Origin of the sequence: Desulfuribacillus stibiiarsenatis (genome assembly GCF_001742305.1) — a bacterium.
Lineage (GTDB): Bacteria > Bacillota > Bacilli > Desulfuribacillales > Desulfuribacillaceae > Desulfuribacillus_A > Desulfuribacillus_A stibiiarsenatis.
Map to the genome: position 1 here is coordinate 25,725 of NZ_MJAT01000004.1, position 25,220 is coordinate 50,944.

Consider the following 25,220-nt stretch of genomic DNA (forward strand, 5'->3'; position numbering starts at 1 on the left):
CCTGATACCAACGATTTCTGATATTGGGCCAGCAATAAACATACCTATTGGAGCTGCAAAACTCAACACATGGTGACTAAGGATATAACCTTGTCGAGATTTTCCTGTGGTATGGTCTTCTGTATATAGGCACTGAAAGGAACTGACAATTACCAAATAGAGCCATCTTCGGAGGTTCTATTTTTTTTGCACATCAATTTTTTGCATTTTATCTGATGTACATAGCTTTGCATTAGCAACACATCAGTAATAAATTACTGTGTTTTTGCGTCAGTGCAACTTAGCAATCTCATCACCAAAGGCTTGGCGATTGCTAAGTTTTCTTTACATATAATGAGTTGGAAATGAAAAAGCTATTAACAGTTTAATGAAAGTTAGGTGGGTAGTGTATGTTCTTATTGCTAAAAGGTGGGGAATGCTACATTCCAGAGAGCATTGGGAAAAAAGACATCTTAATAGCCGTTGGTAAAGTATATAGGGTGGAAGATGAAATCTCTAAGGATAAGCTTTGGGATGTAGAAATTATCGATTGCTCTGACAAAATCATTATCCCAGGATTGATCGACCAACATGTTCATATCCTCGGTGGTGGTGGTGAAGAAGGGCCTGTCAGTAGAATCCCAGAAATTCAGTTAAGTGAAATAATCTGTGCTGGTGTGACAACAGTTGTAGGGGTTCTAGGCTTTGACAGTATCACCAGAAACATAGCAAACCTTTTAGCAAAAGCGAATGGACTACAGGCAGAAGGCATTACCTCATACATTTATACGGGAAGTTATTCAATTCCCACCTCGACTTTAACGGGGAAATCGATTACGGATATATCTCTTATTGATAAGGTGATTGGAGTAGGCGAAGTCGCTCTAGCGGACTATCGATCATCACACCCTACACTACAAATGTTGAAGGAGCTTTCCAGTGAAGCCAAAATGGGCGGGATGATCGGAGCTAAAGCAGGAATTGTCCATATGCATATTGGCGATGGTAAAGAAGGAATCAAGCTATTATTCGAATTAATTCATGAAACGGATTTTCCTATTGAAATGTTCATTCCGACGCATATCAATCGCAACAAAAAGCTATTTGAGCAAGGCATACAATTTCTTGATATGGGCGGATTTATCGATATGACTGCTGGAGAAAGCTCGGAAAAGGGCTATAGTGTACCGGATGCACTTGCAAAACTTGTCCAAGAGAATAAAAATTTGGACAACGTAACAGTTTCATCTGATGGCAACGGGAGTAATTTAGGGAATGGAATTTGTAAAATGACTCAACTGTTCAATGATCTACGTGATTGCATACAATATAAAAATATAGACATCGAAACTGTGATCAAGACTGCCACAATCAATGTAGCGAAATTTCTAAAGCTGTACCCGCAAAAAGGCACAATAAAGCCCGAAAGCGATGCAGATATACTTATGTTGGATAAGAAAACCCTTGCGATTGATACGGTGATTGCAGGTGGAAAGGTTTTCATGAAGGACGGTCAAATCACGAAAAAAGGTACGTTCGAAAACAATTAATAACCATAGATAACAATCTTAAATAACAAACACGAAACAATCACAAAAAACAACACAAAATCCTGGAGGTTAGACATGGAATCAGACAGAAAAGGTACCCTTATGATCATAGGCGGGGCGGAAGATAAAACAGATGAAATGAGAATTCTGAAAAAGTTTGTTAGGCTTTTACCAAGTGATGACTCAAAGCTTTTGGTACTAACAACAGCTACGAAATTGCCTGATTCTGTGGGAGAAGAGTATCGTAAGGTATTTGATGGTCTGCATATGACCAACATAGATATCCTTAATATAGACAGTCGTGATGATGCTAACGATGATGAAATTGTAGAAAAAATCAGAGGGGCTGAAGGAATCTTTTTTACTGGGGGAGACCAGTTGCGGATTACTAGTATCATTGGTGGGTCTAAAGCATATGAGGCGATGGTTGAATGCTATCTCAACGGTGGGGTGATTGCAGGAACTAGTGCGGGTGCTTCCGTCATGAGTAATATTATGATTGTCGAGGGAGAGAGTAACGAACCTGCGCGAAAATGTACTCTGAAGGTTGCTCCTGGTTTTAATTTACTAAAAAACTCAATTATTGATCAGCACTTTGCCCAACGTGGTCGTATCGGAAGGTTGTTTTGTGGAGTTGCTGCAAATCCAGATATCTTAGGAATAGGTATCGATGAAGATACCTCAATTATCGTCTACCCAGATGACACCTTTGAAGTATACGGTACGAACTCCATTACCATAGCCGATGGGAAATCGATTCAGGATTCCAATGTGTCAGAGCTTGAACCAGATGAAATTCTGGCGATTACGAATATAACGGTACATGTATTACCAGATGGGTATTGTTTTGACTTGAAAAATAGAGAAGTTTTTAAGCATTAGGAATAATACTTTAAGACTTGGAGGCCATTGCTTTGAAGATTATCAGCATGAAGACTTTTACTGGAAGAAATATATATAGTCATAAACCAGTTGTGAAAATGTTACTGGATCTGGAAGACATACATGACAAAACTACTGTAGATTTCAAAATGTTTAATAAGAGGTTACTAGAGCTATTTCCGAATTTAGTACAACATCACTGTGGATTAGGAAAGCATGGTGGTTTTGTCGAAAGAATTTTAGAAGGCACATTTTTTGGGCATGTAATAGAGCATGTCATTTTAGAGCTTCAGGTCATTTTAGGCTATGATGTTTACTTTGGTAAGACACGATTACACCAAGAACCTTCTCTGTACAACGTAGTTTTTGAATATCAAAATGAGACTGTTGCTGTGGAATGTGCAGTCCAAGCAATTCACATTGTCGAAGGTATTATGAAAACCCAGTACGTTAATACCTCTAACATTATATATGACTTAAGAAAAATACAAGAAAAAAGCGAACTTGGACCTAGCTCTAAAGCTATTTATGAAGAAGCGAAAAGGCGTGGAATTCCAGTGAGAAGATTAGGGGAAGATAGCCTCCTAGAACTTGGTTATGGTAAGTACGCGAGATTCGTCCAAGCCGCCCTTACAGATGCGACCAGTGGCATTGCCATTGATTTATCCTGCAATAAAGAACTAACGAAGCAAATCCTGATGGAGAATAATATCCCTGTTCCAATCGGTGCCATTGCGAATTCACTGGACGATGCAATCGTGATAGCAGATGAGATTGGGTATCCTGTGGTATTAAAACCATTGAACGGAAATCAAGGCAAAGGTGTAGTGTTAAATATCAACACACCAGAAGAGCTTGAAGAGAATTATAGGATACCGACAGACTACAACAATCAAGTAATCGTTGAGAAATATGTTACTGGACGAGATTATAGAGTACTTGTTATCAATGATAAGGTATGTGCAGTGGCAGAGCGTAAAGTGCCTGAAATTGTAGGGAATGGCATACATACGATTAGAGAATTAGTCAATATAGAGAATAACAATGAGCTAAGAGGATATGGACATGAGAAGCCTTTGACGAAGATAAGACTCGATCGAATTGCGTTAAACTATCTCGAGAGATTTGGGCTGCACGAGCATTCAGTTCCGGCGTTGGGGCAAGTGATTAAGTTAAGGGAGAACGGCAACATTAGCACTGGCGGCAGTGCAAGGGAATGTACGGATGAGATACATCCAGACAATATTGCAATTGCGATAAACGCAGCAAGAGCAATTGGACTAGACATAGCAGGAATTGATATCACTTCGTCAGATATATCGCAGCCAATGAAGGACAACGGTGGCGCAATTATTGAAGTCAATGCAGTACCAGGGTTACGCATGCACCTACATCCATCGGAAGGAAATAGTATAAATGTTGCTGCCGATATTCTAGATTACCTGTATCCTGACGGGACTCCATACTCCGTTCCAATTCTAGCGATTACTGGAACCAATGGGAAAACAACGACCACGAGAATGGTAGCTCATACACTTTGTGTATCAGGAAAAAAGGTTGGAATGGCTTCGTCCAGTGGCATCTACATTGACAAGAACTGCGTATTAAAAGGCGACAATACAGGGCCGAAAAGCGCAAGGAATATACTTAACTCCAAAGATATAGATGCGGCAGTTTTGGAAGTGGCGAGAGGTGGCATTGTAAAAAGGGGATTAGGATATGATCTTGCGGATGTAGGGGTTATTCTTAACATTGGTGATGATCATATTGGCCAAGATGGTATTGATACTAGAGAAGATTTGGCTTTTGTCAAATCATTAGTCGTGGAAGCTGTGAAGCCTGAAGGCTACTCTGTCCTCAATGCAGATGATCCAATGGTGGAGTACTTTATGAGTCGCGCCTGTGGAAGTATCATTCTATTCTCAAGGAATCCACTCAATCGAGTACTTATACAACACATAGAACAGGGACATACAGCGATGTATACCCAGGATCATCATATATTCCTTTGTGAAAAAGGGGAACATACGAAGCTCATAGATGTGAGTAGTATCCCAATTACTTTTGACGGCAATTTAGAGTGTAATATAGAAAATGTATTGGCAGCAGCAAGTGCTCTTTATGCGATGCATACACCAGTCGATATGATTAAGCACGGGTTACGGACATTTATTCCAGATATCCAAATGAATCCAGGTCGATTTAATATTTTTGAAATAGGTAATAAAAAAGTCATGATTGACTATGGTCATAATATTAACGGATACAAAGAGGTCGGGAAATTTATAAGCAAGTTAAATGTTTCTCGATCGATTGGCGTGATTGGTGTACCTGGTGATCGATCGAACGAGCAAATTATCAGTATTGGTGCAAAATGTGCGGAGCTATTTGAAAAAGTGTATATAAAAGAAGATAAAGACTTAAGGGAGCGAAACCCAGGAGAGGTCGCATATCTTCTTCATCAGGGGTTATTGAGCGCGGACTTCAACCCAGATAATATTCAAGTGATACCTTGCGAGGTTGAGGCATTAAGAACTGCAATCTCAGAGTCAGAGGATGGGGACTTTATTACACTGCTCTATGAAGATTTGGACCCAGTGGTCTCACTGATAACAGAATTGCAAAACGAAGAGTTAAGCAAATTAGAACTTTCACTAACATCATAGGAATTACAGATTGTTACGTGAAGCATGAAGCGCCTTGAGAAATCAGGGTGTTTTTTGCATAGTCAGAATGTTCATTTACCGTTAAAAATTGATTCGAAATTGTTCACAAAAAGTTCACTTACATGAAAAATTTATTGTAGCTATAATTACAAAGTATAAAGAAATGAAGCGATGGGATTGATGATATATGAAAAAGAAGATTAGCATTGAACAACCAAAATTGAATAGAGAATTAGAGGAGAGAAAATTTTCGGATATATACTATGAAGAAGATCCACAATTATTAAATTGTATGGTGACGGGATCTAATGCAGATAATGAAACATTGGAAAAAGCAGTATTCTCTAAGGTTATTTTTAAAAATGTTACTTTTATTCGTGCAGATTTTCGTAGAATTGACATGACGGATGTGATATTTGAGAATTGCAATCTTTCCAATGCGGTGTTAAGTGAAGGAATCATTAATCGAGTACAGTTTAAAGATTGTAAGCTAACGGGCGTGGATTTTTCTAACGCAAGCTTTGGAAATGTAACATTTGAAGATTGTCATGCTGATTTGTGTAACTTTACTGAAGCCAGATTCAAGTTACTGAGTTTTAGCAGATCTTCTCTAAAAAGCGCAAACTTTTTTGACTGTAATCTACAGAAAGTAGTGTTTTCACAATGTGATTTAAATGAAGCGGATTTCATCGAAACGAATTTAGATGGGATCGATATAAGTACATCTACATTTGAAAACGTCAATATATCTATGAACAGTTTAAGTGGTTGCATCGTATCTACCCAACAAGCCATAGAATTCTCAAGACTATTGGGATTAAAGATCATAGATTGATTTGTAATTTGATAATAAAAGCAGCGGAGCTTAATGGCTCCGCTGTAGTTCATGTTGAAACCTAATGTACTCACTATTTACCCGCGGAAAATAATATAGATAAGGTATCCAAGGTAAGCAACTGCAAGGGTTCCTCCTTCGATTTTACCGACACGAGAGGCTGAACGAGAGAAGAAGAACAATATAACACTCAGAAGAATCATGAGTAGCACATCTGTGAAGATTTTGCCGTCTACTGGCAATGGTGATATGACAGAAGAAGCACCTAATATAAAGAAAATATTGAAGATGTTGCTTCCGACGATATTACCGAGTGCAATTTGACTTTGCTTCTTAAGTGCTGCTGTAACGGAAGTGACTAATTCCGGCAGTGATGTTCCAACTGCCACGATTGTCAGGCCCACTAAAGTTTCACTCATTCCTAGCGCATAAGCAATCTTTGTACTGCTATTTACGACCAAGCTACCACCGAGGATAATACCTGTAAGACCGCCAAGAGTTAACAAAATATACTTCGTCCAGACTTTACTGCCTGTCTGTATATACGTGTCATTGACGCTATCTTCAAGTGCTTGTTCGCGACTGTTTCTTGCAGTTTCAAAGATATAGTACAAGAAGATTGTAAATATCAACAGAAGAATTAGGCCGTCGCCGCGAGTCACAAGGTTTGAGCTATAAGACTGTAGCGAGATATCACTGATTAAGATCAGTAATGCGATACTACCCAATAAAGTAAACGGTATTTCTTTTTTTATTGTGTTGCTTTCCACTTTCAATGGGTTTAGCATAGCCGTGATACCGACAACCAGCGTGATGTTAAATATATTACTCCCAACAATGTTCCCTAAAGCTAAATCGGCGCTTCCATTGATGGAGGCCAAAATACTTACAATCGCTTCTGGGGAACTGGTGCCAAAAGCGACAATCGTTAAACCAATTAAGAGAGGGGGGATTTTCAATAGGCCCGCAATATTTGATGACCCCTCCACAAAATAATCAGCCCCTTTAATTAGTAGGACAAAACCTAGTAACAACAGTACATACGTCATTGAATACGCTCCTTAACCAAGAATATAAGTAAATCAAAAATAGCCTTCCCCAAAACGGAAAAGGCTACAATTAATATAAAAACCTTTGCCTTTTCCGGCAAAGGTCTCGTTAACAACGTGTACGTTGCAACAAAGCCGGTGGTTAAACCACGTGATGACGACTTTGTCTCTCTAACTACTCCCCTTTGGGTCTGAAGTTAAAAATAATATAGCATGGCAAAACGGTGAAGTCAATGGATTTGCTAACAACTCCTAACAATTCCCTGAATATTAAGCTTGGGAATACAAAGCCTAAACTTAGGAGGTGAAAATAAATGACTCACAAAACGAATATGAACAACCAACACAACGATAAAAATATTGCAGAGGGAATCAAGAACACTGCAGGAGCTGCGTTTCACACAGTCCATAGCGCATTAGAGGTTACGGAAGACGCAGCGATGAGTGCAGTAGATGCAACGGCGAATGCAGTGGATGGAGTTACAGATGCTACTATGAATGCTGCTCATAAGGCCTCAAATGTAGCAATGAATGCAGCAGATAAAGCTTCGGATGCAGCTATGAATGTAGCACACAGAGCATCAAATATGGTTAGTGATATGACTGATAACAAGAATGACAGAAGTGGGAAGAAGCATTGATAGAAACATCTAAAAACGCCAAGTTTGGCGTTTTTTTATTGGGACTATGTAACAATACATGTTATGCTATTATGTCAGATTAAATAGTAGCATAAATCTCCATAGGCTCATAAGATATTTGCAGATAAATTTTTTGATGATTGATATAGCAATCGTCGTAGCGATTTTTAGCTCTATAACTTTATGAAGTTGATTCATTTTATAAAAAAAGACCATTTTACATTTTCAACGCCAGCCATAGACATACAAATGCAGCTCTTGCAGCACCCGAGTCAGCACCATAAACGATAACAATAGTATCTGTAGTTATACCATAATTGGCCATAACCGCTACAATCTCGTCTCCTGTTTTTATATCCCAATAGGTTGTTCTTCGATGTCTTCAAATGTACTGCTCCCGGAATATGGGCATCTAATTAGCATTGGATGATCAAAAGAAACATACACGTCGTGGGCCAGATAAAATAATAGCTCTTCTAATTGGAGGAAGGCTAAATATTTTTTTTGCTTCATAGATTCTGGCAAAGTTTTCATTATAGCGAATTTGTTGTGGTTACGATTCATCCTCTTCGTCATCAATATACAAAGGATGGATGGAGTCTAGCGGTTTCGGTTCCATTTGCTACGGCAGTTACGTTATTTAAAAATTTCGCTTTTATTAAATGTTTTAAAGGTTGGTCTACCGTATTGAAATACGTAAATACTTTACTTGCTTTCTCATCCCACTCGATATAACAAGTTAAATAGTCATTGGCTGTCAATTTTGTTCTAGATGTGCCTCTTTCTGGTACACATTCAAACTCTTCATCTTCACCCATTGCTCTGTAATCACACGTTAATTGTTCATCTAGTTCAGCTAACTCAAAACCATATGCGGTATCTACACAATTATAATGAAAACTATGATTCATATACCTTGCATGGTCCCAACATAGAATATACCCATCATCATCTTCATAGGAGCATTTATATATATACTCTTGTCTAGCTTCATCGAGACTTTCAATGTAATCCTCATCAAGAACCATATCTAATTCATCTTGAATCCAGATAATGGTTTCTTTAGGGATTAATTTTGTAGCAAACACACCTATGCCGACTTTATCACTTACATATTTAATTTCTGACCAGAATGTATCAAAAATAAGCTCTCCTTATCATTCTTTGCTGTCTTTAATGTAAAGCACTACAAATTGATCGACGTTGATTGTACTTTTCTTCTAATACAAAGCCCTATTTCCTTTAAGAGACTATCCAATGAATTGTCAACAGTAAACTAGACAACTTTTTTAAGGTGATTAAGTTTATATTGAATCGGTGTCATATAAAATGACAACCGTATAAAAACTGTCTAGTTCAGGGTATCTATCTAGATATTTAGAGAGGCATTTTGCTATTACTTTTCGTATGTGGCTAATAAAAATAAATCAAAGTAGTATAAAACACTTGAAGAAAGACCTTCCCCTTTAAAAAAAAGGGAAAATAACGCTTTATTTAATAAATATGCTAGAGCGGCTATCTATAGGGCAAGAAGATGAATTTGAGTTATATGGAAAATATAAGGCAAAGCTTTCATGGAATTGATAGATTAAAGGATCGACCTGGGAAGGTGGGTAATAGAAGACTTTGACTTGGTGGGAGATATTGGAAAGCGTGAAATGGTTACAAAATCCTTAAGATGTCGTACAATTTAAGTTGTACGACATGATTCGATATAAACCGTCAAAAAATTACAATTTATTCTATAACATATATTAACAGATATTACAATGATACACCATACTTTTTCACGAATTCAAAAATTCTTTTAAACAATCGTTAACGTAATCAGGCGATTCTTTTTTTAGAGGATCAATATTATGTAAATATCGTTGAGTAGTATTAATCTGCTCATGTCCAAGGTTTTCTTGAACATGCTTTAAGTTAGCTCCCTGAGCTAATGCTAGAGTAGCATGAGTATGGCGCAACCAATGAGGAGTAACTTTTTTATCAAAAGTGCACTTATCCCGAGCATTTTGTATAATTCGCTCAACTTGACGAACAGATAAGGAAAACAAGGTCGCTTTAGTTTGCCCCGAATATTTTGATAGGGATACTAAATGTTCATTTAGCAAATCCCATAATTTTCTAGGTACTTTAACCTCTCGTTGCTTCCCTCCTTTACCGTTTACTATACGCAACCAGATTAATGTATCAGAGGCGTCAAAATAAAAGTGGTCCCAACATATAGAAAGCAATTCAGAAACTCGAAGTCCTAATAATATTAAAATTAAGCCAATCAGATAATCACGATTACTTTGTTTTTTTAATTCTAGAAGCAGCATCTTTGTTTCACGTATTGTAAGATAGTGATGTTTGCTATTAATCGGCACTTTGGGTATTTGGAGACAGGTTGTAGGATTCTTTTGAAAAAAACCTATGTTAAGGTCACTACCCCATTTATATAGGGAACGAATTGGTGCTATTCGGTTAGCGACAGTAGCTGGTGATAATGGTTTTTTGCTTTTAGTATGTATTCCATTCATTAAACTCAATTTATAAAGCTCTAATTCTTTCCATGTTATTAAATGAAGTGCTTTAAATCCAATAAAAAAACGAAATTCGTCGATGGATCTCTTATAATTCCTCAATGTATTTTGAGACCAAGGACGGGATAATAAAAAAATATTAATGATTTGTTCATCTGAAAAACTGTCAGAATTCATAATGACCTTTATTTGAGAATCTTGAAAATGTTGATAAATACTCATGAGAACCCCCTTAAGATGTCGTACAACTTAAATTGTACGACATCTTAAGGATATTGTCTAAGGGGAGGTGGGGTTATTTGTTCAGCAATTTATACCATTGTTTTCAGCCTATACGTAGAATTAATAATCTAGAGATTTTCGGATGGGAGGCACTTTTGCGGGGACCCGATTCACCAACGAAACTATTTATGGAAGCTGAGAAAAATGGGATGTCAATAGTTTTGGACATGCTGTCTCAAACACAAGCACTTAAAACAATGAATGAGAATAATTTCAGGGGTAAGAGGTTCATTAATTGTAATTTATGTACATTTACTAATGATAAAAGTTTATTAAATAGACTGCATGAATTACCACAAAAGGAAAGCATTGTAATTGAAATCACTGAGGGACAGAGATTTTATGAATGTGATAGGTCGAAAATCAGATACACAATAAAAGAACTTAAAAGAATAGGAGTCAAAATTGCAATTGATGATTTTGGTTCTGGGTACTCCAATCTCTTTTTAATTGATTATTTGGAACCGGATTATATAAAAACAGATCGATCTCTTATAACAAATATTATGGACAAGGGAAAGCAATTTACACTAATGAAAGCAATCGCTAAACTAGGCAGAGAAATGAATGTGATTATTATCGCTGAAGGGATTGAAAATGAGATACAAAAAGAATTATTACTAGATTGTGGGATTGAATTAGGTCAAGGCTGGTTGTTTGATCCACCAATCGAAAGAAATAACACAAAAGAATTTAAGTAAATTGCACCTAGGCAAACACGAGGTAAGGGGAACAAGGTAGAGGATTTGCAGTCATAACTGACGAAGTACGCAAGCTAGCAGAGGATTCTTCTAATGCAAACTAATAAGCTTGGAACACTCATTAAAGAAATACAAAGCGGGGTCAACGAAACTATTAGTGCAATGAATGAAAGTACAGAAGAAGTACTAAGTGGCACTCAAGCTACAGAAAAAACAGAAGCAGTATTTGTAACGGTTAATAATATGCAAACTCTGTTAAACAGACATCCAAGAAGTAGCGAATAGCATCTAAAAACGCCAAGTTTGGCGTTTTTTTATTGGGACTATGTAACAATACATGTTATGGCTATTATGTCAGATTAAATAGTAGCATAAATCTCCATAGGCTCATAAGATATTTGCAGAATAGATATTTATGAGAAGGAGTTTTTATATGCATATACAAAATAATGACCAATCGGCACAAACAACAATTATAGCCGTTGCAAGGGGTGATGTAAACGGCGATTTAATACCTGATAATGTTTACTTGACAGGAACGCAGGACCCCTCGAGTCCTTTTATCCAAAACATTACACTTATAATTGAAAACGGGAACACAGGCGCATTTACAAGAATTCCGTTAAAAGAAAATGCAAATGCAGGATACAATCCTACATTATTTCTAGGGGATTTTACTGGGGATGGTGTAGACGACATCTTAATCAGTATTAATTCTGGTGGTAGTGGTGGAATGATGTATCATTACATTTATTCCTTTACAAATAATAAATCTAAATTACTATTTAATTTCGAAGTGTATAATGAGCAATACAAATATACCGTAACATATCAAAACAACTATAAGGTGAAAGTTGTTAGTTTAAATAATAACAAAACATTTATTATAGATATTTCGGACCGAGGCGCGGAGTACCTAAATGAAATTTATGATGCTAATGGGAACTTGAAAGCACCTATTACTGGTTTTGTGAATCCTATCAGCGGAATGTATCCCGTTGATTTCGATGGGAATGGTGTGTATGAATTACTTGCGTATCAAAGGATAGCAGGAAGATATAATGCAGATTCCTTAGGATATGTGCTTAATACGTTACACTGGAAAAATGACAGGTTTGCTTTAGAGCAACAAAATGTAGCGATTTTTGGGTCACAGAATATTTAATACTCTCTAGAACTGTGGGATATTGTTTCTAGTAGTAATAACGTAGTTAGAGCGAAAGCTAATGATTTATAGTGGGAACCTTAATACTTTCCTCATTGATCAAAGAAATATGAAGTTCATGATTACCATTAATAGACGCGAAAAAAACATCCTTTAAATTATGGACGCCTTGAATCGCTAAATGCTCTAACAACCATTGTTGGTCTAAATTGAAATCCTCTAGGATATCCGGATAAACGGTCCCTTCTATAATAACTGGTACAGCAATGGAAGATGTTGATCGATTTATCTTCATATCTTCTAAGGTGACCGTATTTTTTTGAGGTATTTTTAGGACACTTATACTACCATTGGCTTCGACAATCGCCGTTTCGACCTCTTTTATATCAAAAACATCTTTTTCGCGAAGCATCTGTAGTATGTTATCAATAGAGTATCTAATTTTCTTGAGATTTTTATTAAGAAACTTCCCGTGTTGGATGACAATAGTCGGTTCAAAGGTTAACAATCTCCCTATGGTTCGATTTGAAATCTTCCAATTGGCAACAATTCTTTGGAGAAACCCGATGGCGACAATAGCTACTGCTGTTGGTAGATGATGGACATTAGGGTCAGCTATATCTGCTCCGACAACGGAACCAAGGGTCACAATGATTAGAAAATCAAATACTGGAAGCTGTCCAATGGCACGTTTACCCATGTATATGGCAATTAATAAAAGTAAGGGTAAAATTGTGACAATTCGCCCTAAAACTAATAATATTTCTTTCAAAGATTCTATCATATAGCCTTTCACACTCTTTCCTGGGATTGCAGTTCAAAGAAAGTTTCGTTTTGAATGCATACAAGACATTTTTTCCTGAAAGCAGTAGTGCCATACATTTTTTTTAAACAATAAAAATTGGGGAATGTTTTAGCCTTGGGGGCTAACAATGCTCCCCTTTTTTGCGTGCCAAGTTCTAAGCAAAAGGTGACCATGAACTATTGAATTACACGAAGGAGCAATATACAGAAACATTAAATTGGTTTAAAAGATATCTTCCATAAATATAGAATACACAGCGGGCCCCCTTCTATTATCTCATTAAAAATGGGGAAGCTAATGGATAGTATAGATTATATTTGTTATAAAAATTAGCGTTCTATGGTAGTATAAGAATTATTAATATTCCTTGAAAAATTAACATAAAAGGGGATCAATCAGATGGAATACAAAGTGGTTGAGAAAAGCGCGTTTCAGGTTATCGGGAAAGAACGAACGATTACAACTGTAAATGGGGAAAATCTTGAGCTCATAACTGAGTTTTGGGCCGATAGCGCTGAAGATGGGACTGTAGAAATGCTTAGAGGACAAGCAGGTAGCCTTGGGCTTCTTGGTATATGCATGAATTTTGACCATGCTCAAAGTGAACTAACGTATATGATTGCAGTGGAAAAGCCAGCTACAGAAATAACTGGTTGTTTTGTCGAAAGAGAGATATCAGCAAGTACTTGGGTGATTTTTGAGTCTGTTGGGGCCATCCCAGAGGCGATACAGAACCTATGGGAGAAAATATTTGCCCAATGGTTTCCTGTTGAAGGATATGAACCATCTAGTGCGCCCATATTAGAGGTATACCCAATTGGTAATCAAAAAGATGCACAATACAGATGTGAAGCGTGGGTGCCTGTGATTCAAAAGTAATATTTTTATAATAGTGGGAGGAACGCAATGATTAGAATGATTGGATGGGGAGCGGCCCTGTTTGTAGTGCTTGCGATAGGTGTTATTGCGATTATCATGTACATCGGTAACAGTAAAGTGCCGGATCATTTAGGTGTAGTCGACGGTAGACTAGCACCATTACCTGATTCGCCAAATGCAGTGTCCAGCCAGACTGACAATCCAGAAAAACGTGTAGAACCACTACCGATTTTAGGTGACAAAGTAAACAGTATGGAAAAAATCAAGCAAGCGATTCTGGCATATGGTGGGTCCACAATTGTCAACGAGCGCGAAGAATACATACATGTTGTATTTTCAACTCCAAGGATGAAGTATAAAGATGATGTTGAGTTCTACATAGACGAAGCAAATCAAGTGATTCACATCCGCTCTGCATCACGTGTGGGACATTCCGATTTAGGACTCAATCGGAAAAGGTATGAGGAATTAAAGGGCTTATATATGCAGTAAATAGAAAGTTATTAAATACAAAACCCTTATGGGTTACTTATAATAGAAATATACACAGAACTATGATAGTGTATACAGCATAACGACAGAGGAAGTGACATAACATGATTAGTATTACAATACCAGTAGCAGATGTAACGATTACGAAAAAAGATAACCCTGAGGGTAGCAATATTTACGGTTTTACTGATTTTCACCTGATTCCAAGGGACAAGGGTGGAATTTTCATGTTTTATAATCATGACGGAGAGCTATTGTTCGTCGGCAAAGCAAGGAAGCTTAGACAAAGAATAAAAAAGCACTTTGAAGATACAGTATCCGCCATTAAAATGAGTCGGGATGAAGTGGTAAAGATTGAAGTATGTATTGTTGAAGATCCTGTACATAGAGAGATTTATGAAACGTATATTATCAATGAACTAAAATCTAAACATAATGTGGATAAAGTATTTTTTAAGTAAAACATTATGAAGTTCAGAGTTAGTTATGTGATAGAAAAAGGTCTAGATTTCTCTGAGAAGAGTCTAGACCTTTTCTTTTGTGCAATTTTTAAACTTTAGCAATACGTGTACGTTATCTCTTCACCACATTAAAGTTCTCTTGAATCAGTAGCCAGTTTTGTGGGAAAGAAAGCCCTAGCTTCCAATAGCTTACCCCCCGTAGTCCTAACTCCTTCACAAGATTGAACTTCGCTTGGATTGAACGTGCATCCTCGAACCAAACCTTATGCAATCGTCCTTCAGCATCTCGGTAATCGAAATGAGGTGCTTGCGCAGTAAAATCATACTGAATGGCTACGTTGTTCTGTGCTGCAATTTCAATCGCCCTTTGTGGACTAACTGCTCTTGCATATGGTCCGCCAGGAACATACGGCAATGTCCAGTCGTATCCGTACAGGTTCTGACCCATCATAATCTTTGAAGCAGGCATTTCCGTTAAGGCATATTCTAACACCTGGCGCACGGGTCCAATAGGGGATACTGGCATTGGTGGTCCACCACTATAGCCCCACTCGTAGGTCATGATTACAACAAAGTCAGCAATTTCACCATGGGCTCTATAATCATGGGCTTCGTACCATGGGCCGACCTGAGTAGCGCTAGTCTTCGGTGCTAATGCGGTTGACATTAACAAGCCTTGAGCAGATAATCTTGCCTTGGCTCTACGCAGAAAGTTGTTATAATTCTCCCGAAGTTCAGGTGGGAGGAACTCCAAATCAAAGTGAACGTCTCCAAAGTTATAACGTCTTGCCTCGGCGATGATATTATCCAATAATCGATCTTGTAGCTCAACGTTAGTTAATATAATTCTGCCAAGCTCAGCACTAAACTGACCACCTTCTAGATTCGTCACAACTAGCATTAATGCTGCACGGTTTGCCTGCGCGATGGCAGGAAAATTGTTCATCGGTGGACCTTGCAATGTTCCGTCTCTTTGAATTTGGTAGCTAAATGGTGCAAGATAAGTTAACAAGGGTGCAGCGTTACGTGTAGCTTGCTCTAGAGCAGGAGTAACAGCTCCTCCCAATGGCTCTACATATGCGTTAATCTCTGCATTTGTTCTAGGTCTAGGAGGAATATAGATTCTTAAGCCAACAGGGAGCGGCTGCGTTGGAGATATTTGATTGATTCTAGCAAGCTCTAGATAATTCACACCAAATCTTCGTCCAATGGAGAATAGGCTGTCTCCTGGGCGCACCCAGTAAAAGCTTCCCACAATCGGAATGACTAAAGCCTGACCAACTACCAGAACATTTGGGTTGGGTATTTCATTTGCCGATGCTATTGCAGCCGCAGTCGTATTATAAGCCTGGGCAATTCCGAACAACGATTGTCCACGTTGGACAACATGAATTTGCATGTAGATCTCCTTCTTTTCATAGATATTTACCTATATCATTATATGAAGGAAAAAGAAAAGTGCTATTGTATTCCATTTAATAAAAAGTTAATGATTTTACAGGCTTGAATGGAAAGGAGTTTCATATATTTTTAACGAATACTATAAAATGGTAAATGCTAGAACTACATAAAGAAAACTTAGTTCAGCTGGAGTTTTTTACTCCACCTGAACTCTAGTTGCACTTATTTCGAAGTTTAGCAAAAATATAAAGTGAGTCCACGGATTCAATAGTTTAGAAAGGTGTAGAACAATGAAAAGGAATTTATTCACAAGAAAGATCCTATTTGTATTTTGTGTTACGTTGCTTACTGCGTTACTCGTAGCATGTGCAGCGAAAGAAGTGAACACAGTACCGGTAGAGGATAAAGAAAAGCGAGTAAAAGTTGAAAAACCAATGCTACTATCGATGGGGGAAACATTAGTTACCAAAGCAGATATCGTGCCCTCCCAAGAAGTTAGTGTAGTAGCGGAGGCAGAAGGTACAATGGTTGCCCGTAAGACGCAAATCGGCAAGTTAGTGAAAAAAGGAGATATCCTATTCACGATTGAAAACAGCTCCATTGATTTAGCCCTATCAAAGCTTCAATTAGAGAAAGAGATTGCTAGAAAGCGATTAGATAACGCGAAAATAGAATATGATAATTCGGTAACTCTCCGAAAAATGAGCCTTGAGAAACTAGAGCAGCAAAAGTTGATACTTGAGCGGGAAATGGAACGCTTTCAGCAGCTCTACGAAGCATCAGCAATTCCTAAGAAAGAACTAGAAGCAATAGAAGACCAAATCAAATTGCTTGCATTAGATATTAAGCAAGGGAAAGAAGGATATCGTCAGCTTTTACAAAACCAAGACCTAGCGTTAATGGAAGTTCAACTCAAGGAATTAGATATCGCATTGCAAGACATTTCACTTAAACAGGATAAGTTGCAGATTCGTGCGCCAATTACTGGAGTAATCACGGAATTGCAAGGGGCCGTAGGGATGAAGCTTCGTGGTGGAGAACCAGTAGCGAAAATAGAATCCCACCAGCCGTTATATGCTCGCGCAGAGATTGCTGAACACGAACTGATATATGTACAAAACCGAAAGTCATTTCCCTTACAGGTTACCGTGTTAAATGAAACGCTAGATTCGCAGCTATTATTTATATCGCCATCACCAAAATCGGGTAAGAACGGATATAAGATGGAGCTGCAAATTGCGAACAATCATAATCACAAATTGTTACCGGGAATGAGTGCGCAACTCGTGTTATCCGACGACCGATCCCAGGAAGTCATGACGGTGCCAAATAGTGCATTATTCCGTGATGCAGACGAGTACCATGTGTTTACGGTTAAAGAGGGGAAAGCAGTAAAGACACTCGTTGAAATCGGTAGAAGAAATAAGGAATATGTAGAAATTATTAGTGGGCTAACAAGCGAAGACGCAGTAGTAGTATTAGGTCAGAATCAATTAGAAGACGGTGACATAGTCGTCGTTTTACAATAGGAGGGATTTACATGTTATCCTTTCTATTTAAAAGGCCTTTAATTATTTTTCTCGTTTCATGCATGGTGATGATCGCAGGGACAATCGCGACGTTACTACTACCGATTCAAATTTTGCCAAAAGTCGATGAACCAACCCTTTCTGTTAGAATTGTGTTAGACAAAGAAACGGATTTAGATGAAGTAGAGCGAGAGGTTACTCTGCCACTAGAGAATGTGGTTTTATATTCTGATATTGTCAAACGGACGACAGCGACCACGACGACGAAGAACGTCAATATCCATTTAGTCATGAAAGATAGTGCTTCTGAAAGTCAAATTAATAAGCTGCAAGATACTATCAATCAACAAATCAACTCAGTATCTCTTAAGATTAGTTCCAGTGAAGTGAAACAATTCTCGACAGAAGATGATACGTTTATGAGTATTGCCGTGGTCCCTGAGGACATAGAGAACGAAACGATTCGCAATGAAATCCGGGACGTCCTGATTCCGAATCTGCGACAAATCCCGGAACTTCGGAAAATTGAGCATAACTTAGGCACTTATGACGAGTATTATGTTTTTGAGATGAAGCCAGGAAAAGTACAAAGCTTGCAAAAATCAGCGCAAGTCATTCAAGAGATTCAAGAGAATTTTACCGCGCCCTTGTTAGGAACCATCTCCTATAATCAAAGTCAATATCGGGTAAAAAGCGAATCGGTTGTAACGAGCCCAGAAGATATTATGAATTTCCGCTTGAGTACGGGGGAGTTATTGATAGATCTCGTTGATATGCGGATGGAGAAAAAAGCGACCAAGGTCATCACACGTTTAAACGGGAAAGATTATTACAGTGTTGATTTAAATATTTCGTCATCAGAAAGCGAAGTAAAAACAGCGAAAAAAGTCCGTGACATGCTAGATAAAATACATGGAAATAAGACAACAGACTGGCAATTTTATTATATTTGGGATGCCTCAAACTTTATCGGGCAGGCAATTACAGAGTTATTAATAAATATTGGTATCGGGACACTTGTGGCAATAGGCGTACTGTTTATAGTGTTTCGCAATGTTCGCACGATTCTTGTCATAGCAATCAGTATTCCTATTTGCATTATGACAACGCTGTTGGTTCTTAAGCTATTCAATTATAGCATTAACATTATGACACTCATGGCTATCGGAATTGGTACAGGGATGATAGTGGATGCCTGCATTGTAGTTTTAGAGAATATATTCCGCAAGATACAGATGGGAATAGAGAAGAAAGAAGCAGTCTTATCGGGGACACGGGAAGTCATGGGACCAGTTATCTCGTCAGTCCTTACAACGATTGCGGTATTCTTGCCTATCGGATATTTAGAAGGGTTTGTAGGTCAATTAACGAAACAGTTGGCCCTTACAGTGACGACAGCTTTAGTCTCATCTTTAGTTGTGTCATTAACCGTGATTCCTTTATTATCTTACTATTTGAGCACGAAACAAAAGGAATCTGCCCTTGGATCTAAATTAACAGACGGGTATATTCGTATATTGGAGTTTTGTTTACGCAGTAAGTGGATCATACTGACTGGTTTTACAGTACTGCTAGTGGTCTTTAGTTACGCACTTGTAGTCCATGTCCCGAAAAACTATGTTCCTAACGTTTCAGAAAGAGCTTTATACGTTCGTTTTGAAGTCGATGAAAAGACGAATTTCAGCACAACAAAAACATTGCTAAGTGAAACCGCAGAGAAGATTGAAAACCTTCAAGATGTACAGAATGTATTCTATTGGGCAGATGAAGGCAGAAGTCATCGTGGCAATTTCTATATTCACTACGAGCCAGTAGAAGAAATGTCTATGACGGAAGAAGAAGTCAATCAGCAGATAGAGAAAGCTATCAATGAAACTATTCCATACTCGTTTTTAACCATTAGTAGTGGTCAAACAGATACGTCAGGGAGACTTCAGATAGCTGTAAGATCTTCAACGATGGCGGATATTATTACCGAAGTGCCATTAATTCGGGATAATTTCATGCTAATACAGGGGGTAACTGGAGTAGAATCCAGTATTGCCAAGGAAAGCGTAGAGTGGAGTATTGACTTTTCTCAGCAGCAGTTAGATCATTTTGGCCTAACGCGTAATTCGGTAGAACAATATGTGAGAACAGTACTGAATGGCGTAAAGGATATTAAGCTTAAGGTGGCTGGGAAAGAGAAAACAGCAGATATTGTGTTTCCGAAAGTATATAGAGAATCATCGGATGCATTATTTCAGTTACCGATTCAAGACAGGGCGAATTTAACACTAGAATCTGTTGCTACACTTTCGAATTCTCCTGCAGAAGCAAATCGCACAAGGAAAAATGGCAACTACGAAATAGAAATGACAATTTATTATGAGAAAGAGCAACGATATGAAATAGAGCGCCAGGTCGATCTATTTCTAGCGAATTATCAAAGTCAAGACGTGTATCTCTCGTATACTGGGACCCAACAGGAGCAGGATGAGGCGTTTATAAACTTAATCTTAGCGGCTGTTGTAGCTTTTGCCTTAGTATTCTTTATCTTAACGGTGCAGTTCAATCGATTGCGTCAGCCATTTGTAATCATGGCATCCTTGCCATTCACACTGATTGGGGTTGCAGTAGGATTTCTAATCACTGGTCGTGTGTTTGACATCGTCGCTATGATTGGGATTGTTATGCTAGTAGGTATTGTTGTTAACAATGCAATTGTGCTAATTGACGTCATTAACAATCGGAGAGCCGAGGGGTATACTGTCCATAATGCAATTATAGATGGAGCACGGACTAGACTTCGTCCCATCCTCACTACAACGTTAACTACAGTAGGAGGACTAATAGCAATGTTTATCGGTGGTACCAATACATCGGATTTCCAAACACCACTAGCCACAGCCGTTATTTTCGGGTTGTTATTCTCGACTTTAGTCAGTCTGTTAGTTCTACCAATTATATATTCCTTGTTTGAGTCGGTTGCTGGATTCTTCTCTAGAAGGTCTAACAAGAACACAGAACAGAAGCAGTTGACAGAAGAAACAATCCATAGCTAAACCATAGCACGTTCTCTGTTTCGTTTTCCAATTCTTAGCAGAGATGAAACTGAGAGAATCTTTACCAGAGAAGATCAGGGCCATAATCACTGCCAGGTTGGAAACTTTGGCTTAGCACTAGATGAAATGGCACAATGGTTAAAAAAGCACCAATAGAAATAGAATCATCTAGTAATGTAAATATCGTCATATATTTTCAATCTGCCAGTCAATCGGTTCCTTGCCTATAGAGGTAAGGAACTTATTTGTTTGGGAAAACGGTTTGCTACCAAAGAAACCCCTATGCGAAGATAATGGGCTAGGATGTACAGACTTAATGATATAATGCTGTGGCTTGTTGATAATCCTAAGTTTTGATTGCGCGTTTGCCCCCCATAGAATGAATACGATAGGGTCTTGTCTATCATTTAATATACGAATGATTTGATCAGTAAACAGTTCCCAGCCTATGTTCTTATGGGAGTTGGCTTCACCTGCTCGTACAGTTAAAGCAGTGTTTAATAGCATTACCCCTTGATCAGCCCACTTTTTCAAATATCCATTGTTAGGAATATAGCAATGTAAATCTGATTGTAATTCTTTGAATATATTAACTAGCGATGGCGGAGCTGGAACCCCCGGTTTCACTGAGAAGCTTAAGCCATGAGCTTGGTTTGGTCCGTGGTATGGATCTTGCCCAAGAATCACGACTTTTACATCCTTGTAGTCTGTGAAATGTAGTGCATTAAAGATATCATACATATCAGGATAGATTGTTTTCGTCCGGTATTCGTTAGCTAGAAACTGCCGGAGCTGGATATAGTAATCTTTCTGAAACTCTTGTTCTAATAGATTCTGCCACTCATTTTTTAATAGTTTCATCTGCTTCACCTATAAGAGAAATTTGAAATCAGTATGGATGTATTATATCAAAAAGGCTAGATTATGGGTGTAACAGATTTGGTCCAACAAAATAGAGTACATGCGGTTTATGTACAAAAAATACTATTACTAGTAAAATATGAATAGATAAATTTTGCGTATACAGTGCTAATGAAATTGATATCTAAGATTTTAATTTCGGGGGATATAAGGAGGTTAAGAGTTGGCTGGTATTGTTGAAATATACCACGAAACAATTTTTGTTATAAAGCAGATGGTTGAGGATGTGCGCTTTAATCGAGAGGTTCAATCCCAAAACATTAAAGAACAAGCAGAAAAAATAAAAAACCTAGTACTAGAAGAATCAAATCTGTTTCATCTTATTGATCAGTTGAAAGAGGTAGAATTATATTTTTATACGCACCCTATAGATGTTGCAATAATTTCATCAATGCTTGGAAAATGGTTGAAGTTGGGGGAAGATGACATATATCAGTTAGCTTGCGCAGGCTTAATTCATGATATCGGAAAAGCGAAAATCCCAAACTCACTATTAAATAAAAAGTTTACGTTAAATGAAGAAGACTTAGAGATTTTTCAGAAACATACATTAAAAGGGTATGAGATATTAAAAGCAAAAGATGAATGGCAAGAAGGGGTCTTACTTGCGGTATTACAACATCATGAACGTCAAGACGGCAAGGGATATCCTTCTGGTTTAGAAGGAAATGAGACGCATCAGTTTGCTAAAATTGTTGGGATCGCAGATATGTTCGACGCTATGAGATCGGAAAGAAGCTTCACAGCGAAGCGGCCTATGTACCATGTGATAAAGGAGATTACTGAGGGTAGCTATGGTAATTTAGATCCAATGGTAAGCCAATGCTTTTTGACGAATATTGTAAATGGCTTAGTAGGTTCTCAAGTATTATTAAGCAATGGAATGACGGGTAAGGTAATATACGTCAATCCAACAATGCCAAGCCGACCGATGGTTCAAACAGAACAGAATATCATAGATTTAAGTCGAGAAAAAGATATAGAGATAGTCGATATTGTTTAATTATTGGGTGTAATTATTCAATTTGCTGTGGAGGAATATTATATGTTAGACGTATTGCTGAAACGTAGAAGTATACGAAAGTTTAAGGAAACTACAGTGGAGCATCATCTTATTGAGCAACTAATCAAAGCAGCACTACTTTCTCCATCTTCGAGAAATATTTGTCCGTGGGAATTTGTTGTAGTAACAGATTCAGAGCTACTAGAGGAACTATCAAAATCAAAGATTCATGGCTCCGCATTTCTTAAGAATGCGCCATTAGGAATCGTCGTCCTTGGGGATGAAGAGAAAAGTGATGTATGGATTGAGGACGCATCAATTGCCTCTGTAATTCTACATGTAACGGCGGAATCAATGGGTTTAGGTTCCTGCTGGATTCAAATTAGAAACCGACAACACAGCGAGAGCGTTACTTCCGAAGAGTACATTCAAGAGCTCTTACAGATTCCTGCGACAAAACGCGTACAAGCAATCATAGCCATTGGATATCCGGATGAACATAAGAAGCCTCATGATGAACAAGATTTACAGTACCATAAAGTGCACGAAAACCAATATGGGTTGAATTGGGAAAAGCGGGAACAATAAGTATATATGAACAACAAGTGTATAAGGTTCACTGTCGATGTAAATAGGAGGCTTTTATGAAAATTATTGTAGATGCGGATGCTTGCCCGAAAGCGGCGCTGCAAATTTGCTTTTCACTCGGGCAGGAATTCTCTGTACCCGTTTGGACAGTAGCGAGTTTCAATCACAACATAGAATCCGACCACCACATTACCGTAGATAGTGGTTCCCAAGAGGCGGACATTAAGATTATCAATATAGCCACTAAAGGAGATATAGTGGTTACCCAAGACTGGGGTCTAGCTGCTATGGTTCTCGGAAAACCTGCTAAATGCATAAGCCCGATTGGGATTCAGTATAAACCAGAACGGATTGAATTTTTAATGGAAGAAAGAGAAGCAAAGGCGAAATTAAGGCGCGGTGGTGGACGGACTAAGGGTCCAAGAAAGAGAACTACAGAAGATGACCGCAAATTCGAATCTGGATTACGAAGACTTCTCATGACCGCAAGTGATGACATGAATGAATCACTCATTGATAGATGAACCACTAATGATAAATGAACCATTGAATGATAGACGGATTACCGAATGATAGATAAAATCACTGAATGAAATAAGAAACTAAGGAGCTCAATATGGAAAACCAAACGGTAGAATCAAATAACAACTGGCTAGAGACATTACAAGTAAAACCATTTTTGCAGGAGGCATGGAAGGTATCAGGCTTCTCAGCACCAACCGCCATCCAAGAAAAATCCGTTCCGCCAATCCTTAAAGGGCAAGATGTGATAGCGGAATCTCCTACGGGAACAGGAAAGACGTTAGCATATTTAATCCCTATATTACATAAGATTGACCCTGAGAAAAAAAGCATACAGGCAGTTGTCATCGCTCCATCCCATGAATTAGCAATGCAGATTTATCAGACGGTCCAGAAGTGGACAACGGGAACTACCATTGTTCCAACATCACTCATTGGAGGCGCCAATATCAATAAGCAAATCGACAATCTTAAGAAAGCGCCTCATATCATTGTAGGTACTACAGGCCGCATACTGGAGCTTATTAAAATTAAGAAACTTAAGATGCACGAAGTAAAATCAATTGTCGTGGACGAGTTTGACGTCTTAGTTGCACAGGAGCATATCGGAAACCTAAATCACATCGTGAAAGCGACACTTAAGGATCGCCAAATCGTACTATTCTCAGCAACATTATCGAAGCAAACGGAACAAATCGGGAAAGACCTGATGAATCAACCACAACTCATACAAGTTAAGAGAGAAGACATTGCCCCTTCCAATACGGAACATATCTATTTCATCTGTGAGCAGAGAGAGAAGATTGATGCGCTGTTAAAAGTCATGCGCGCGGAAAAAATGAAGGCGTTAGTCTTTATCAACGATTTTGAGAAATTATCGGAGCTTGAATCGAAGCTCAAGTTTAAAGGAATATCCTTTGGAACGCTTACAGGGAATTCTAGCAGTTCGGAACGCAAGAAAGTAATTAACGATTTAAGAGATAACAAAATTGCCTTTGTCGTAACAAGTGATGTCGCGGCCCGTGGTCTAGATATTGAGGGGCTAACCCATGTAATCAATTTCGACTTACCAAGGGATGGGAATCAGTATCTACACCGTACCGGAAGAACCGGAAGGATGGGGGCAAGCGGCACTGTCTATACCCTCGTTACGAAAAGTGAAGAGTCCATTTTAGCACGTTATGCGAAAAAGGTAACAAATTCTTTACAAGAAAAGAAGTTATACGGTGGTAAAATCACAGAAAAAAGAGGAAGGTAAGGACTATTGATTCTATAGTTCTTTATTGCTACTCTATAA

24 protein-coding genes are annotated in these 25,220 nt (G+C 38.2%); 17 read left to right on the forward strand and 7 right to left on the reverse strand.

The genetic code is table 11. The features are described 5' to 3' along the window. The first annotated feature begins 389 nt into the window (after positions 1-389). The 4 genes from iadA (at position 390) to BHU72_RS03175 (ending at position 5,912) form a co-directional block, all read left to right on the forward strand. Positions 390-1,529, forward strand: coding sequence for a beta-aspartyl-peptidase (gene iadA / locus BHU72_RS03160; RefSeq protein WP_069701188.1), 1,140 nt, complete (start codon positions 390-392; stop codon positions 1,527-1,529). 75 nt (positions 1,530-1,604) lie between these two features. Further along, positions 1,605-2,411: a cyanophycinase gene (locus tag BHU72_RS03165; RefSeq protein ID WP_069701189.1), complete on the forward strand. Its 807-nt coding sequence runs from the start codon at positions 1,605-1,607 to the stop codon at positions 2,409-2,411. Positions 2,412-2,443: 32 nt separating this feature from the next. After that, positions 2,444-5,077 carry a cyanophycin synthetase gene (cphA, locus tag BHU72_RS03170; RefSeq protein ID WP_069701190.1) on the forward strand — a complete coding sequence of 878 codons (2,634 nt, stop codon included), beginning with the start codon at positions 2,444-2,446 and terminating at the stop codon, positions 5,075-5,077. A gap of 187 nt (positions 5,078-5,264) precedes the next feature. Further along, positions 5,265-5,912: a pentapeptide repeat-containing protein gene (locus tag BHU72_RS03175; protein WP_083248230.1), complete on the forward strand. Its 648-nt coding sequence runs from the start codon at positions 5,265-5,267 to the stop codon at positions 5,910-5,912. 77 nt (positions 5,913-5,989) lie between these two features. On the opposite strand, the gene BHU72_RS03180 is transcribed toward BHU72_RS03175, so the two are convergent. Continuing rightward, the gene (locus tag BHU72_RS03180; protein ID WP_069701191.1) at positions 5,990-6,961 is read right to left on the reverse strand and encodes a calcium/sodium antiporter; all 972 of its coding nucleotides are present in this window, start codon (positions 6,959-6,961) and stop codon (positions 5,990-5,992) included. Positions 6,962-7,275: 314 nt separating this feature from the next. Here BHU72_RS03180 and BHU72_RS15595 point away from each other — a divergent pair, with 314 nt between their 5' ends. Then, positions 7,276-7,602, forward strand: coding sequence for a hypothetical protein (locus BHU72_RS15595; protein WP_069701192.1), 327 nt, complete (start codon positions 7,276-7,278; stop codon positions 7,600-7,602). A gap of 69 nt (positions 7,603-7,671) precedes the next feature. Here BHU72_RS15595 and BHU72_RS16350 read toward each other — a convergent pair whose 3' ends face one another. From BHU72_RS16350 to BHU72_RS03200, 3 genes are all read right to left on the reverse strand, one after another. Then, positions 7,672-7,800: a hypothetical protein gene (locus tag BHU72_RS16350; protein WP_301553479.1), complete on the reverse strand. Its 129-nt coding sequence runs from the start codon at positions 7,798-7,800 to the stop codon at positions 7,672-7,674. A gap of 377 nt (positions 7,801-8,177) precedes the next feature. Beyond that, a complete protein-coding gene (locus tag BHU72_RS03195) occupies positions 8,178-8,690 on the reverse strand; it encodes an SET domain-containing protein-lysine N-methyltransferase (protein ID WP_245671846.1) in 513 nt (170 codons plus the stop codon). A gap of 699 nt (positions 8,691-9,389) precedes the next feature. Beyond that, positions 9,390-10,352, reverse strand: a complete 963-nt coding sequence (locus BHU72_RS03200) for a tyrosine-type recombinase/integrase (RefSeq protein ID WP_069701194.1) — start codon at positions 10,350-10,352, stop codon at positions 9,390-9,392. Positions 10,353-10,429: 77 nt separating this feature from the next. Here BHU72_RS03200 and BHU72_RS03205 point away from each other — a divergent pair, with 77 nt between their 5' ends. The 3 genes from BHU72_RS03205 (at position 10,430) to BHU72_RS03215 (ending at position 12,278) form a co-directional block, all read left to right on the forward strand. Beyond that, positions 10,430-11,113: an EAL domain-containing protein gene (locus BHU72_RS03205; protein WP_069701195.1), complete on the forward strand. Its 684-nt coding sequence runs from the start codon at positions 10,430-10,432 to the stop codon at positions 11,111-11,113. 93 nt (positions 11,114-11,206) lie between these two features. Then, entirely contained in the window at positions 11,207-11,398 is a 192-nt protein-coding gene (locus tag BHU72_RS16620) for a hypothetical protein (protein ID WP_069701196.1), read from the forward strand. 148 nt (positions 11,399-11,546) lie between these two features. After that, entirely contained in the window at positions 11,547-12,278 is a 732-nt protein-coding gene (locus tag BHU72_RS03215) for a YybI family spore inner coat protein (protein WP_069701197.1), read from the forward strand. A 58-nt stretch (positions 12,279-12,336) separates the two neighbouring features. On the opposite strand, the gene BHU72_RS03220 is transcribed toward BHU72_RS03215, so the two are convergent. After that, a complete protein-coding gene (locus tag BHU72_RS03220; protein WP_176720389.1) occupies positions 12,337-13,062 on the reverse strand; it encodes a DUF421 domain-containing protein in 726 nt (241 codons plus the stop codon). Between the two features lie 420 nt (positions 13,063-13,482). Between BHU72_RS03220 and BHU72_RS03225 the strand changes: the two genes are divergently transcribed. From BHU72_RS03225 to BHU72_RS03235, 3 genes are all read left to right on the forward strand, one after another. Beyond that, positions 13,483-13,962, forward strand: a complete 480-nt coding sequence (locus tag BHU72_RS03225) for a GyrI-like domain-containing protein (RefSeq protein WP_069701198.1) — start codon at positions 13,483-13,485, stop codon at positions 13,960-13,962. Between the two features lie 27 nt (positions 13,963-13,989). Further along, the gene (locus BHU72_RS03230; RefSeq protein ID WP_245671847.1) at positions 13,990-14,454 is read left to right on the forward strand and encodes a DUF1499 domain-containing protein; all 465 of its coding nucleotides are present in this window, start codon (positions 13,990-13,992) and stop codon (positions 14,452-14,454) included. A 104-nt stretch (positions 14,455-14,558) separates the two neighbouring features. Next, complete coding sequence (locus tag BHU72_RS03235; protein ID WP_069701199.1) at positions 14,559-14,915, forward strand: nucleotide excision repair endonuclease; 357 nt, start codon at positions 14,559-14,561, stop codon at positions 14,913-14,915. Positions 14,916-15,027: 112 nt separating this feature from the next. Here the strand turns inward: BHU72_RS03235 and BHU72_RS03240 are convergent, their stop codons facing one another. After that, positions 15,028-16,314 (reverse strand): glycoside hydrolase family 18 protein, encoded by a 1,287-nt coding sequence (locus BHU72_RS03240; RefSeq protein ID WP_069701200.1) that lies wholly within the window; start codon positions 16,312-16,314, stop codon positions 15,028-15,030. A gap of 292 nt (positions 16,315-16,606) precedes the next feature. Between BHU72_RS03240 and BHU72_RS03245 the strand changes: the two genes are divergently transcribed. Together BHU72_RS03245 and BHU72_RS03250 are read left to right on the forward strand one after the other, a co-directional pair. Further along, entirely contained in the window at positions 16,607-17,845 is a 1,239-nt protein-coding gene (locus BHU72_RS03245; protein WP_069701201.1) for an efflux RND transporter periplasmic adaptor subunit, read from the forward strand. A gap of 11 nt (positions 17,846-17,856) precedes the next feature. After that, positions 17,857-20,889, forward strand: coding sequence for an efflux RND transporter permease subunit (locus tag BHU72_RS03250; RefSeq protein ID WP_069701202.1), 3,033 nt, complete (start codon positions 17,857-17,859; stop codon positions 20,887-20,889). Between the two features lie 186 nt (positions 20,890-21,075). Here BHU72_RS03250 and BHU72_RS03255 read toward each other — a convergent pair whose 3' ends face one another. Next, positions 21,076-21,750: a uracil-DNA glycosylase gene (locus BHU72_RS03255; RefSeq protein ID WP_069701203.1), complete on the reverse strand. Its 675-nt coding sequence runs from the start codon at positions 21,748-21,750 to the stop codon at positions 21,076-21,078. Positions 21,751-21,973: 223 nt separating this feature from the next. On the opposite strand from BHU72_RS03255, the gene BHU72_RS03260 reads away from it, so the two are divergent. From BHU72_RS03260 to BHU72_RS03275, 4 genes are all read left to right on the forward strand, one after another. Further along, positions 21,974-22,813, forward strand: a complete 840-nt coding sequence (locus BHU72_RS03260; RefSeq protein WP_069701204.1) for an HD-GYP domain-containing protein — start codon at positions 21,974-21,976, stop codon at positions 22,811-22,813. A gap of 42 nt (positions 22,814-22,855) precedes the next feature. Beyond that, on the forward strand, positions 22,856-23,401 hold the full coding sequence (locus tag BHU72_RS03265) for a nitroreductase family protein (protein ID WP_069701205.1): 546 nt from the start codon (positions 22,856-22,858) through the stop codon (positions 23,399-23,401). A 56-nt stretch (positions 23,402-23,457) separates the two neighbouring features. After that, on the forward strand, positions 23,458-23,925 hold the full coding sequence (locus BHU72_RS03270; RefSeq protein ID WP_069701206.1) for a YaiI/YqxD family protein: 468 nt from the start codon (positions 23,458-23,460) through the stop codon (positions 23,923-23,925). A gap of 92 nt (positions 23,926-24,017) precedes the next feature. Beyond that, on the forward strand, positions 24,018-25,181 hold the full coding sequence (locus BHU72_RS03275; protein WP_069701207.1) for a DEAD/DEAH box helicase: 1,164 nt from the start codon (positions 24,018-24,020) through the stop codon (positions 25,179-25,181). The last annotated feature ends 39 nt before the right edge of the window (positions 25,182-25,220 follow it).

Excerpts from the sequence above, each read along its gene's own strand:
- iadA (WP_069701188.1), top strand. The coding sequence starts at position 390 with ATGTTCTTATTGCTAAAAGGTGGGGAATGCTACATTCCAGAGAGCATT.
- BHU72_RS03165 (WP_069701189.1), top strand. The coding sequence starts at position 1,605 with ATGGAATCAGACAGAAAAGGTACCCTTATGATCATAGGCGGGGCGGAA.
- BHU72_RS03175 (WP_083248230.1), top strand. The coding sequence starts at position 5,265 with ATGAAAAAGAAGATTAGCATTGAACAACCAAAATTGAATAGAGAATTA.
- BHU72_RS03180 (WP_069701191.1), bottom strand. The coding sequence starts at position 6,961 with ATGACGTATGTACTGTTGTTACTAGGTTTTGTCCTACTAATTAAAGGG.
- BHU72_RS15595 (WP_069701192.1), top strand. The coding sequence starts at position 7,276 with ATGACTCACAAAACGAATATGAACAACCAACACAACGATAAAAATATT.
- BHU72_RS16350 (WP_301553479.1), bottom strand. The coding sequence starts at position 7,800 with ATGAATCAACTTCATAAAGTTATAGAGCTAAAAATCGCTACGACGATT.
- BHU72_RS03200 (WP_069701194.1), bottom strand. The coding sequence starts at position 10,352 with ATGAGTATTTATCAACATTTTCAAGATTCTCAAATAAAGGTCATTATG.
- BHU72_RS16620 (WP_069701196.1), top strand. The coding sequence starts at position 11,207 with ATGCAAACTAATAAGCTTGGAACACTCATTAAAGAAATACAAAGCGGG.
- BHU72_RS03215 (WP_069701197.1), top strand. The coding sequence starts at position 11,547 with ATGCATATACAAAATAATGACCAATCGGCACAAACAACAATTATAGCC.
- BHU72_RS03220 (WP_176720389.1), bottom strand. The coding sequence starts at position 13,062 with ATGATAGAATCTTTGAAAGAAATATTATTAGTTTTAGGGCGAATTGTC.
- BHU72_RS03225 (WP_069701198.1), top strand. The coding sequence starts at position 13,483 with ATGGAATACAAAGTGGTTGAGAAAAGCGCGTTTCAGGTTATCGGGAAA.
- BHU72_RS03230 (WP_245671847.1), top strand. The coding sequence starts at position 13,990 with ATGATTAGAATGATTGGATGGGGAGCGGCCCTGTTTGTAGTGCTTGCG.
- BHU72_RS03235 (WP_069701199.1), top strand. The coding sequence starts at position 14,559 with ATGATTAGTATTACAATACCAGTAGCAGATGTAACGATTACGAAAAAA.
- BHU72_RS03240 (WP_069701200.1), bottom strand. The coding sequence starts at position 16,314 with ATGCAAATTCATGTTGTCCAACGTGGACAATCGTTGTTCGGAATTGCC.
- BHU72_RS03245 (WP_069701201.1), top strand. The coding sequence starts at position 16,607 with ATGAAAAGGAATTTATTCACAAGAAAGATCCTATTTGTATTTTGTGTT.
- BHU72_RS03250 (WP_069701202.1), top strand. The coding sequence starts at position 17,857 with ATGTTATCCTTTCTATTTAAAAGGCCTTTAATTATTTTTCTCGTTTCA.
- BHU72_RS03255 (WP_069701203.1), bottom strand. The coding sequence starts at position 21,750 with ATGAAACTATTAAAAAATGAGTGGCAGAATCTATTAGAACAAGAGTTT.
- BHU72_RS03265 (WP_069701205.1), top strand. The coding sequence starts at position 22,856 with ATGTTAGACGTATTGCTGAAACGTAGAAGTATACGAAAGTTTAAGGAA.
- BHU72_RS03270 (WP_069701206.1), top strand. The coding sequence starts at position 23,458 with ATGAAAATTATTGTAGATGCGGATGCTTGCCCGAAAGCGGCGCTGCAA.
- BHU72_RS03275 (WP_069701207.1), top strand. The coding sequence starts at position 24,018 with ATGGAAAACCAAACGGTAGAATCAAATAACAACTGGCTAGAGACATTA.